This window comes from Belnapia sp. AC561 (assembly GCF_979252845.1).
The window spans coordinates 1-9,980 of sequence record NZ_CEEDBP010000071.1 but is presented as its reverse complement, the minus strand read 5'-3'; the positions used below and the strand labels follow the sequence as shown (position 1 = coordinate 9,980).

8 protein-coding genes and 1 pseudogene are annotated in these 9,980 nt (G+C 71.6%); 3 read left to right on the top strand and 6 right to left on the bottom strand.

Annotation, left to right across the window (positions count from 1 at the left end; translation table 11 throughout):
- The 3 genes and pseudogenes from AC0IW9_RS29370 to AC0IW9_RS29360 form a co-directional block, all read left to right on the top strand.
- Positions 1–771 (top strand): annotated as a pseudogene (locus AC0IW9_RS29370) (hypothetical protein); the annotation flags it as partial.
- 5 nt (positions 772–776) lie between these two features.
- Complete coding sequence (locus AC0IW9_RS29365) at positions 777–1,490, top strand: ATP12 family chaperone protein (RefSeq protein ID WP_471651855.1); 714 nt, start codon at positions 777–779, stop codon at positions 1,488–1,490.
- Positions 1,487–1,753 carry an acylphosphatase gene (locus AC0IW9_RS29360; RefSeq protein WP_471651854.1) on the top strand — a complete coding sequence of 89 codons (267 nt, stop codon included), beginning with the start codon at positions 1,487–1,489 and terminating at the stop codon, positions 1,751–1,753. Before AC0IW9_RS29365 ends, AC0IW9_RS29360 begins: the two co-directional genes overlap by 4 nt.
- 19 nt (positions 1,754–1,772) lie before the next feature.
- Here the strand turns inward: AC0IW9_RS29360 and AC0IW9_RS29355 are convergent, their stop codons facing one another.
- The 6 genes from AC0IW9_RS29355 to AC0IW9_RS29330 all read right to left on the bottom strand — a co-directional run.
- Positions 1,773–4,988 carry a CheR family methyltransferase gene (locus AC0IW9_RS29355; protein WP_471651853.1) on the bottom strand — a complete coding sequence of 1,072 codons (3,216 nt, stop codon included), beginning with the start codon at positions 4,986–4,988 and terminating at the stop codon, positions 1,773–1,775.
- Between the two features lie 275 nt (positions 4,989–5,263).
- Positions 5,264–6,709 carry an amidase gene (locus tag AC0IW9_RS29350; RefSeq protein WP_471651852.1) on the bottom strand — a complete coding sequence of 482 codons (1,446 nt, stop codon included), beginning with the start codon at positions 6,707–6,709 and terminating at the stop codon, positions 5,264–5,266.
- Positions 6,710–6,797: 88 nt separating this feature from the next.
- Complete coding sequence (locus tag AC0IW9_RS29345; RefSeq protein WP_471651851.1) at positions 6,798–7,859, bottom strand: zinc-dependent alcohol dehydrogenase family protein; 1,062 nt, start codon at positions 7,857–7,859, stop codon at positions 6,798–6,800.
- A gap of 76 nt (positions 7,860–7,935) precedes the next feature.
- Complete coding sequence (locus tag AC0IW9_RS29340; protein WP_471651850.1) at positions 7,936–8,316, bottom strand: lipocalin-like domain-containing protein; 381 nt, start codon at positions 8,314–8,316, stop codon at positions 7,936–7,938.
- Positions 8,317–8,378: 62 nt separating this feature from the next.
- On the bottom strand, positions 8,379–8,759 hold the full coding sequence (locus AC0IW9_RS29335) for a fluoride efflux transporter FluC (protein ID WP_471651849.1): 381 nt from the start codon (positions 8,757–8,759) through the stop codon (positions 8,379–8,381).
- On the bottom strand, positions 8,756–9,980 hold a 1,225-nt coding region (locus AC0IW9_RS29330; RefSeq protein ID WP_471651848.1), incomplete at its 5' end, for a replication-associated recombination protein A. The genes AC0IW9_RS29330 and AC0IW9_RS29335, both read right to left, overlap by 4 nt.

Here is a 9,980-nt window from a genome sequence, read left to right as displayed (position 1 = left end):
CTGGCCGCGCTGCACCTGCCGCAGGGCACCACCGGCCGGGCCGAATTCGACATCGACCTGCGCGGCCAGGGCCAGACGCTCCGCGCCGTCGCCGCCACCGCCGCCGGCCATGTCGGCCTGGGCCTGACCTCGGCGCAGCTCGACCAGGGCTCGGGCGGCCTGCTGGCGCGGCTCTTCGGCGACCTGCGCCGCGGCCTGCCGCAACTCGGCGCCCTGGCCGAGGGCAAGATCGGCATCGCCTGCATCGCCAACCGCTGGGCGGTGGAAGGCGGCATCGGCCGGGTCCAGGCGTTGCTGCTGGATACCAGCATCGGCCGCATCGGCGGCGCCGGCAGCGCCAACCTGCGGGACGAGACCCTGGCGATGCAGCTCAACCTCGACCTGCGGCTGCCGATCCCCGGGGTGAATGCGCTGCGGTTCCGCGCTCCCGTCCCGCTCGGCGGCACCTTTGCCCAGCCGCGGCCGGAATTCGGCGCGGTGGCCGCCAGCGGGCTGCTCGGCACCGCGGAAGGCCTGCTGCGGACCCCGGGCAACCTGGCCGACAACCTGCTCGGCGCGCTCGGGGCGCCGCAGGGCGCGGTGCCCGGCGCCGGCGGCGGCATCGCTGATTGCGGCACGGCCCTGCATGCCGCCCGCGGCGGCCGCGAGGGCCCGGTCCCCGCCTCCGCCGTTCCCAGCAACCCGGCGCCCGCCGCCCCATCCGTCGGCGGCGGCGCCGCCAACAATCCGGCGCAGGAGCTGTTGCGCGGCCTCTTCGGTCGCGGGAGATAAGCGGCATGAAGCGATTCTGGGACACCGCCACCCTCGCCCCCCAACCCGACCCCCACGGCGGCCTCGGCGTGCTGCTGGATGGCAAGCCGTTGCGCATCCCCGGCGGCGGCCCGCTGGTCATGGACCGCCCGGCCCTGGCCGAGGCCGTGCTCGCGGAATGGACCCGGGCCGGCGGCGGTGCCAAGGGCGGCGAGATGAGCATGGCGGAGCTGCCGCTCACCCGCCTCGCCGGCACCGCGCAGGAACGCATCGCCGCCGATCCCGCGCCGATGGTCGAGGGCCTGGCGAAATACGCCGAGACCGACCTGCTCTGCTACCGCGCCGCGGACGAGAAGCTGGCGGCCTGGCAGGCGCTGGAATGGCAGCCGCTGCTGGACTGGGCCGCGCTGCAGCACGATGCGCCGCTGCGCGTCACCACCGGCATCATGCCCATCCCGCAGGACCCCGTCGCGCTCGCCGCCCTGCGCCGCGCCGTCGCCGCGCTGACGCCGGTCCAGCTCGTCGCCATGGGCGTGCTGGTCCCCGCCTTCGGCAGCCTGGTGCTGGCCCTCGCCGTGGTCGAGGGGAGGATCGCCGCCACCGAGGCGCATCGCCTCGCCATCCTCGACGAAACCTTCCAGGAGGAATTCTGGGGTCTCGACGCCGAGGCCGCCACCCGCCGCCAGCGCATCGCCGAGGATGTGGACGTCATCGCCCGGCTGCTGGAGCTGGCCGCGTGAACGCCCGGCACCTGCTGATCGAGGGCCGTGTCCAGGGCGTCGGCTACCGCGCCTGGATGGTGCGGGAGGCCCGCCGCCTCGGCCTCGCCGGCTGGGTCCGCAACCGCGCCGACGGCAAGGTCGAGGCCGTGGTCGCCGGGTCGGAGCCGGCGGTGCAGGCGCTGCTCACCGCCTGCCGCCGCGGCCCCCTGCTGGCCCGGGTGGACGGCATCGAGGAGAGTTTCGCCGAACTGCCGGAGGGCGACGGCTTCCACCAGCGCTGAGGCCCGGAACGCCGGGCCGTCACACCGGGTCGGACCGCAGCGGATCGTCCGGCGCGGCGGGCAGGGGCTGCCCCGGCCGGGCCACCGGCAAGGTCCCGTTGCCGCCGTAGAGACTGCCCTTGCGTGCCAGCGGCACCTCGATCCGGCAGCAGACCCCATCGGCGCCGAAGCTCATCTCCGCCTTGGCCTGCAGCGAATAGCGCAGGGATTTCTCGATGAGCTGCCGGCCATAGCCATGGCGGCTGACATCCGCCGGCATGGCGACGCCGGATTCCTCCCAGAGCAGCACCAGCGTCGTGCTGTCCTGCTCGCCCTTCTCCAGCGTCCAATGCACCGCGAGGCGGCCGGTGCCATCCTTCAGCGCGCCATATTTCACCGCATTGGTCGCCAGCTCGTGCAGCGCCAGCGCCAGCGCCTGCACCCGCTCGAGGTTGAGGCGCACCGGCGGGCCGCCGACCGTCACCTGCTCGCCATGCTCCGCTGCATGCGCCTCCAGCTCGATGCGGATCAGCTCGCCGAGATCGACTTCCTCGTGCCGCGATTCGCTGATCAGGCTCTGCACCCGGCCGATCGAGGCGAGCCGCGTGGTGAAGGATTTCAGCGGCGCGCCACGGCCGAGCGTCTGCACCGCCATCGCCTGCACCACGGTCAGCAGGTTGCGGGTCCGGTGCAGCAGCTCGGCGATCAGGATGCGCTGGCGATGCTCCGCCTGGCTCAGCTCCGTCACGTCGACGAAGGTGACCACCGCCCCCTCGATCCGCTGGCTCTCGCCATGCCGGTAGGGCGCGAAGCGCACCAGGTAATCCGCCCCGCTTTCGGCATGCTCCACCCGCCGCTCGATCGGCGCCGCGCCGGCCAGCACCCGGCTGATGTCCTGGGTGAAGCTCGGCAGGATGAAATGGCTGGAGAGATCGGTGATCGGCCGGCCGCGGTCGCTCGGCAGGATGTTGAAGATCCGCTCCATCAGCGGGGTGAAGCTGCGGATCGCCAGCTTCGGGTCGAGGAACAGGGTGGCGACGTTCGAACTTTCGAACAGGTTGTGCAGGTCGCTGTTCGCCCGGTCCAGCGCCAGGATCTTGTTGTTCAGCTCGGCATTGACGGTATGCAGCTCCTCGTTGACGGATTGCATCTCCTCCTTGGCCGCTTCCAGTTCCTCGTTGGCGGATTGCAGCTCCTCGTTCACCGAGACCAGCTCCTCGTTGGAGGATTTCAGCTCCTCCAGCGCGGTCTCGTATTCCTCGATCAGCGCCTGCAGCCGCTCCCGCGTGTCGCGCAGCTCGCGTTCGAGGTGTTCGCTGCCGCTCCCCGACAGGTGCAGCTGGCCGGCCGCCTCCTCGCGGCTCAGCTCCGGCCCTTCCTCGAGGAAGAGGATGAGGAAGACCGGGTCGCTGATGTCCGGCGCCTCCAGCGGCTCGACCGTCAGGGTCACGCGCTGCACCCGGCCATCGGCGCTTTCCACCACCACGCCCTGCCGGCTGACCTGGCGATGCGTCTCGACCGCCTCCTGCAGGGCCCCCCGCAGGTCGAGCCGCAGGCCCTTGCGCGCCATGGCGAGCACCTGGCGGGAGGGCGCGCCCGGCGCCGCCTCCAGGTACTTCCCGGTCCGGCCGGAGAAATAGACGATGTCGCCGTCGCGGGTGACGACGACGAAGGGCGGCGAGAACCGCTCCAGCACCTGCGTCTCGACCGCCTGGCGGAAGACGACGCCGGTCAGCCCATGCTTGGGCCCCGCCCCGGCACCGACCTGCCCGATCCGCAGCCGGGTGACCGACAGCGGCAGGCTCACGCCCGGCGTCGCATCCGAGCGCTTGCGGAAGATCCGGTGCTTCTTGTCGACCGGCGCGAAGAGGTCGCCGAACTGGCTGATGTTCTCCGAATTGCCGAGGAAGAGGTAGCCATCCGCCCGCAGCGCGTAATGGAAGATGGGAATGACCTGATGCTGCACGTCCAGGCCGAAATAGATCAGCAGGTTGCGGCAGGAGACGAGGTCGATGCGGGAGAAGGGCGGATCGCGGATGACGTTGTGCGGGGAGAAGATGCAGAGGTCGCGCACCTCCTTGGCGACGACGTAGCTGCTGCCGTCCTGGATGAAGAAGCGCTTCCGCCGCGCATCCGTCACGCTGTCCAGCACCGGGCCGGGATAGCGGGCGGCGCGGGCGACGTTCAGCGCCCGCTCGTCGATGTCGGTGGCGAAGATCTGCACCCGCGGCACCGTGGTCAGCGTCTCCATGTGCTCGCGCATCAGCATCGCGATGGAGAATACCTCCTCCCCCGTCGCGCAGCCCGGCACCCAGACCCGCACCGTCTCCGCCGCGCCGCGGCCCTCGAACAGCTTTGGGATGATGCCGGCCGCGAGGCTGTCGAAGGCCGCCGCGTCGCGGAAGAAATTCGTCACGCTGATCAGCAGGTCGCGGAACAGCGCCGCGACCTCCTGCGGGTCCCGCCGCAGCATCTCCAGGTAGCCGTCGACCGTGCCGGCCTGGGTGATCTGCATGCGGCGCTGGACCCGCCGGAAGAAGGTCTGCGTCTTGTAGCCGCCGAAATCATGGCCGATCTGGTTGCGCAGGATGCCGTAGATTTCCTGCCGCGCCGTCTCCAGCGTGCCCGGTTCCCGGGTGCGGTCGTCAGGCCCGGCCATGCCGTCCAGCAGGTTCTGGCTGCGGGCGAATTCGGCGATGCGCGCCCCCATCTCTTCGGCGGGCAGGGCATAATCGACCATGCCAATGGAGATGGCGCTGTTCGGCATGTCCGGATGCTGCGGGCCGAAGCCGTCGCCCACCTGCGCGAAGGTCAGCCCGCCGTGTTCCTTGATGGCCTTGGTCCCGAGCGTGCCATCCCCGTCGCCGCCGGACAGCACGATGCCGACCGCCAACTCGCCGAGGTCGGCCGCCAGCGCGCTGAAGAACAGGTCGATCGGCTTGCGCTCGCGCTGGCCCGGACCCATCCGCTGCAGGCGGAGCTGCCCGCCATCGATGCCCAGGACGGCATTCGCCGGCGCCACGTAGACATGGTCCCGCTCCACCGTCATGGCATCCGCGGCCACAATGACCGGCATGGCGGTGTAATGCGCGATGATCTGCGGCAGCCGGCTTTCGCGGGACGGGCTGAGATGGGTGACGACGACGAAACCGACCCCGGGCCGTTCCGGCATGCCACGGAACAGGCCTTCGAGCGCCTCGATCCCGCCCGCCGATGCGCCGATGGCGACTATTGGAAAATCGGCGCGCGCTACCATGACATGAACTCCTGGTAGGCTTGCAACGGCGCCGTCACCGCATGGTTGCGGTGACAGCCGGCGCCGCATCCCCGGCCCCCGGCCGGCCCCCTCCTGAAGGGGTCCACGGCCGGCGGTACCGGGAGGGCACCGGGGCCATGCCCCGGGGCAGTCCAACGCTTCATGCGGTCAGGCATCCTTGGAGCTCCGCAAGCTGCAGGACGACATGGCCACGGGCAAACGGAATGTTCCGATGCCCCGTCAGGCGTCCGTCGCGGTCGGGGGCGCCCGCCGCCTCAGGCCGCCGCCTCCACCGGCGGCACCACCCCCGGCCGCGGGTCGATCGGCAGCATGCGGTCGAGGCCGGTGATCGCCTCGAACATCGCCGCCGCCATCAGTGCCCGCGCATCCTGCCGCGGCGGCACCGCCACCTGCAGCCCGACCGGCCGGCCATACTGGTCGAAGCCCGCCGGCACCGCGACCGCGGGGCAACCCGCCAGGGTGATCGAGGCATTGAGCATCGAGGCGGCCATGTAATTCTCGAGCTTCTTCCCCGCGACGCTTTCGGGATGCCGCAGCATCACGTCGAACGCCGGGGTCGCCGCCCCGGGCGTCACCAGCACGTCGAAGCGGCCGAAGAACGTCGTCAGCCGGCGGTACCAGGCCGCCCGCTCGCGCTCCGCCCAGGCCAGGCGGCTCGGCGTCGCTGACAGGCCCCGCTCGGTGTTCCAGATGATGTCGGGCTTCAGCAGGTCGCGGTGGGATTGCAGCTGCAGCTCCCGGTCCACCACGAATTGCTGGCTGCGCAGCACCAGGAAGGCTTCCTGCAGCTCGGCCAGCTCGGGCGCGGCGTGTTCCACCGTGCAGCCCGCCTCGGTGAAGCGCTGCACCGCCGCCTCGCAGATCGCCCGCGTCTCCCGGTCCACCGGCAGGGCGCCGTTGAAATCCGCGGTGAAGGCGATGCGCAGCGGCCGCGGCGCCAGCGAGGCGCCATAGGCAACGGCCGGCGCCTCATAGGTCAGCGGGTCGCGGATGTCCCAGCCCGCCATGGTATCGAGGAACAGCGCCACATCCGCGACGCAGCGCCCCATCGGCCCCTGCACCGACAGCGGCGAGAAGAGGTTGTTCGGTGCCCCCCGCGTCACCCGCCCCGGCGAGGGCCTGAGGCCCACCACGCTGCAATAGGTCCCCGGCCGGCGCAGGCTGCCCGCATGGTCCGTGCCATGCGCCAGCCAGGCCTCCCCGGTGGCGACCGAGACGGCGCCGCCGCCGGTGCTGCCGGCGCAGGTCAGCGCGGTGTTCCACGGGTTGCGGGTCCGGCCGAAGACCTCGTTGAAGGTCGAGCCGCCGGCGCCGAATTCCGGCGTGTTGGACTTGCCGATGACGATCCCGCCGAGCGCCTCGATCCGCTCCACCAGCGGATGGGAGGCGGTCGGCACATGGTCGCGGAAGATCGGCGAGCCATAGGTGGTCCGCACCCCCGCCACGTCGGTCAGGTCCTTGATGGAGACCGGCAGCCCGGCCAGCCAGCCGGGGTGCTGCACATGCTCCGCCCCCTCCCCCGCCATGATGCGCCGCGCATGGTCCCGCGCCCGGTCGAGGCAGAGCGTCGGCAGCGCATTCACCGAAGGCTCCACCGCGGCGATGCGGGCGGCGGCGGCCTCCACCAGCTCCAGCGGCGAGACCTCGCGGCGCTTGAGGCGGGCCACGGCCTCGGTGGCGGTCAGGGCGATGAGGGACATGGCGGCGCTCCGGGATTCGTCCCGCATTGCAGCCCCGGCGGGGCGCGGGCGCAACCGCCCACGCCCGGCCCACGCCCCCTGTCGCGCCTCAGTTCGGCAGGATCACGCCCTTGCCGGTATTCTGCTGGTCGAACAGCACATAGGCCTCCTCGGCCTGGTCCAGCCGCCAGCGGTCGGTGAAGAGCTTGTCCACCTGCACGCCGCGGTCGGCGATGTAGCGCGCGCATTCGCCCTGGATGACGGTCGAGAAAGTCCAGGACCCCACCAGCGTCACCTGCCGCCGCAGCATGTCCGGGCTGACGTCGAGCGTGACCTCGCCGCCCTCGCCCACGTAGCAGGCCGTGCCCCAGGTGCGGACGCAGCGCACCGCCTGCGCCCGCGCCTGCGGCGAGGAGGACGCATCGAGCGAGCGATGCGCGCCCAACCCATGCGTCGCATCCTTGATGGCGCCGACGATGTCGTTGCATTCCATCGGGTTGATCAGCACCTCGGCGCCGAATTCCTTCGCCCGGGCCAGCCGCTCCGGGCTGGTGTCCAGCGCGATCACCCGCGCGCCCATGGCGGCGGCCAACTGCGTCGCCGAGAGCCCGACCGGCCCCTGGCCGAAGATCGCGATGGTATGGTCGCCCTGCAGCCCGATCCGCTGCAGCGCGCCCCAGGCGGTGCCGGTGCCGCAGGAGATCGCCGCGCCAGTCTCGAAGGACAGCTCGTCCGGCAGGGTCACCACGGTGCGCGCCGGGCACTTCATGTATTTCGCATGCGCGCCATGCCCGGTCGCCCCGAAGACCTGGTCGACGCCGTCGTCGCAGAGCTGCATCCAGCCGGTCGAGCATTGCGGGCAGACGCCGCAGCCGACGTAGTGGTGCTGCATCACCCGCTGGCCGATCCAGGCCTGCTTCGGCGAGACGTTCTTGCCCACCGCCACCACCACGCCGCAGGGCTCGTGCCCGCGGATGATCGGCCCCGAAATCCCCTTGGTGAATCCCAGGTTCGCCGCCCCGCCCGAAGCCGGCGCGCGGTAATACTTCAGGTCGCTGCCGCACATGCCGGAGGCCTTGATCTCCAGCACCACCTCGTCCGGCCCCGGCGTCGGGTCCGGGAAATCCTGCAACGCCAATTGGCGGTCGCCGAGAAAGACCACGCCCTTCATGGATTGTTTCCTCCGTTGCGGCCGGTTGGCCCGGCCGATGCCCGCATGATGGCGCAGCCGGGCGTGGTGGCAAGCCTCAGGCGAGCCGTTCCCAGACCAGCTCCGGCTGCTGCATCACCCCCTGGTGCAGCCGCGGCGGCGGCACCAGCACCACATGCGCGCCCTCCGCCCGCACCTGGCGGACCTGGTCGGTGCCCATCCGCGCCGGGTCGGAACAGCCATCGACGCGGGTCACCAAGGTGGCGCCATCGAAGGTCCAGGGCCCGGTATAGGAGGTATAGAACCGCGCCTCACCCTCGGCCGGCGGCCGGCTGTCGCCCAGCACCGCCATCATCCGCGTCGGCTCGAAGGTCACCACGCCCATCGGCAGGTGGCCGTACTGGGACGGTACCTCCCGCCCCTCCGGATCGAAGGCGCGCACTGCCACCAGCCGCCAGGTGCCGAGCATCGAGAGCATGGAACATTTCCCCCATTTCCTGGGGGCGATGGTGGCCGCACCCCGGCCGCAAGGGAAGCCGCCTAGCCCGCGACCAGCCGCCGCGCCACCACGAAGCAGACCCTGAAGGCCGCCAGCCCCAGCCCCAGGCTCGCCGTCACATAGACCACGCCGAGCCACCAGGCCCGCTCCCACAGCAGCCCGGTCTCCAGGCTGAAGGCGCTGAAGGTGGTGAAGCCGCCCAGCATCCCGGTCACCAGCAGCAGCCGCGGATTGCCGGCCAGCGCAATCCCGCCGCAGACCCCGATCATCGCGCTGCCGAGGATATTCACCGCCAGCGTCCCCCAGGGAAAGCCGGTCCCGAAGGCCGCCAGCGCCAGCAGCGAGACGAGGTAGCGCAGCACCGAGCCGATCGCCCCGCCCAGCGCCACCAGCAGCACCGGCACCAATTCCAGCCCCGTCACCGGCGCGCCCGCTCGGCCCGGATCGCCGCCCAGCGCTCCAGCCGCTCGCCGATCGCCGCCTCGGCGCCGCGGTCGCTCGGCCGGTAGAAGGCCCGCCGCCGCATCCCCTCGGGGAAGTAGTCCTGGCCGGAGAAGGCACCGTCCGTGTCGTGGTCATAGGCATAGCCGGCGCCGTAGCCGAGGCCCTGCATCAGCTTGGTCGGCGCGTTGAGGATATGCTTCGGCGGCATCAGGCTCCCGGTCTCCTTCGCCGCCCGCTGCGCCTCGCCCCAGGCGACATAGACCGCATTCGACTTCGGCGCCGTGCCGAGGTGGACCACAAGCTGTGCCAAGGCCAGCTCCCCCTCCGGCGAGCCCAGCCGCTCATAGGTCTCCCAGGCGGCGATCGCCAGCGGCAGCGCCCGCGGGTCGGCCATGCCGACATCCTCGGCGGCGAAGCGGGTCAGCCGGCGGGCGATGTAGCGGGGGTCCTCGCCGCCCTGGATCATCCGCGCGAACCAGTACAGCGCCGCATCCGGGTCCGAGCCGCGCAGCGACTTATGCAGCGCCGAGATGAGGTTGTAGTGCTCCTCCCGGTCCTTGTCATAGAGCGCCGCCCGCCTCGCCAGCAGCTCCCCCAGCCCCGCCGCATCCAGCAGCGGCTGATCCGCGGGCAGCGCCAACAATTGCTCGGCGAGGTTCAGCAGGTAGCGCCCGTCGCCATCCGCCATGGCCCGCAGGGTCGCCCGCGCCGTCTCATCCAATGGCAGCCCGCGCCCCGCCTCCTCGGCCGCGCGCGCCAGCAGCAGCTCCAGCGCCGCATCGTCCAGGCGCTTCAGCACCAGCACCTGGCAGCGCGACAGCAGCGCGCCGTTCAGCGCGAAGCTCGGGTTCTCCGTGGTGGCGCCGACCAGGGTGACGGTGCCGTCCTCGACCACCGGCAGGAAGCCATCCTGCTGCGCCCGGTTGAAGCGATGGATCTCGTCGACGAAGAGCAATGTCCCCTGCCCCGCCCGGCGCCGCTGCCGCGCCTCCTCGAAGGCGCGCTTCAGGTCGGCCACGCCGGAGAAGACCGCCGAGAGCGAGACGAAGACCAGCCCCGCCCGTTCCGCCAGCAGCCGGGCGATGGTCGTCTTGCCCACCCCCGGCGGCCCCCAGAGGATGAGGGAGGCGAGCGAGCCCCGCGCCAGCATGCCGGACAGCGACCCGCCCGGCCCCACCAGATGGTCCTGCCCCACCACC

Coding starts and splice junctions, on each gene's coding strand:
- AC0IW9_RS29365 (WP_471651855.1), top strand. CDS start 777: ATGAAGCGATTCTGGGACACCGCCACCCTCGCCCCCCAACCCGACCCC.
- AC0IW9_RS29355 (WP_471651853.1), bottom strand. CDS start 4,988: ATGGTAGCGCGCGCCGATTTTCCAATAGTCGCCATCGGCGCATCGGCG.
- AC0IW9_RS29350 (WP_471651852.1), bottom strand. CDS start 6,709: ATGTCCCTCATCGCCCTGACCGCCACCGAGGCCGTGGCCCGCCTCAAG.
- AC0IW9_RS29345 (WP_471651851.1), bottom strand. CDS start 7,859: ATGAAGGGCGTGGTCTTTCTCGGCGACCGCCAATTGGCGTTGCAGGAT.
- AC0IW9_RS29340 (WP_471651850.1), bottom strand. CDS start 8,316: ATGCTCTCGATGCTCGGCACCTGGCGGCTGGTGGCAGTGCGCGCCTTC.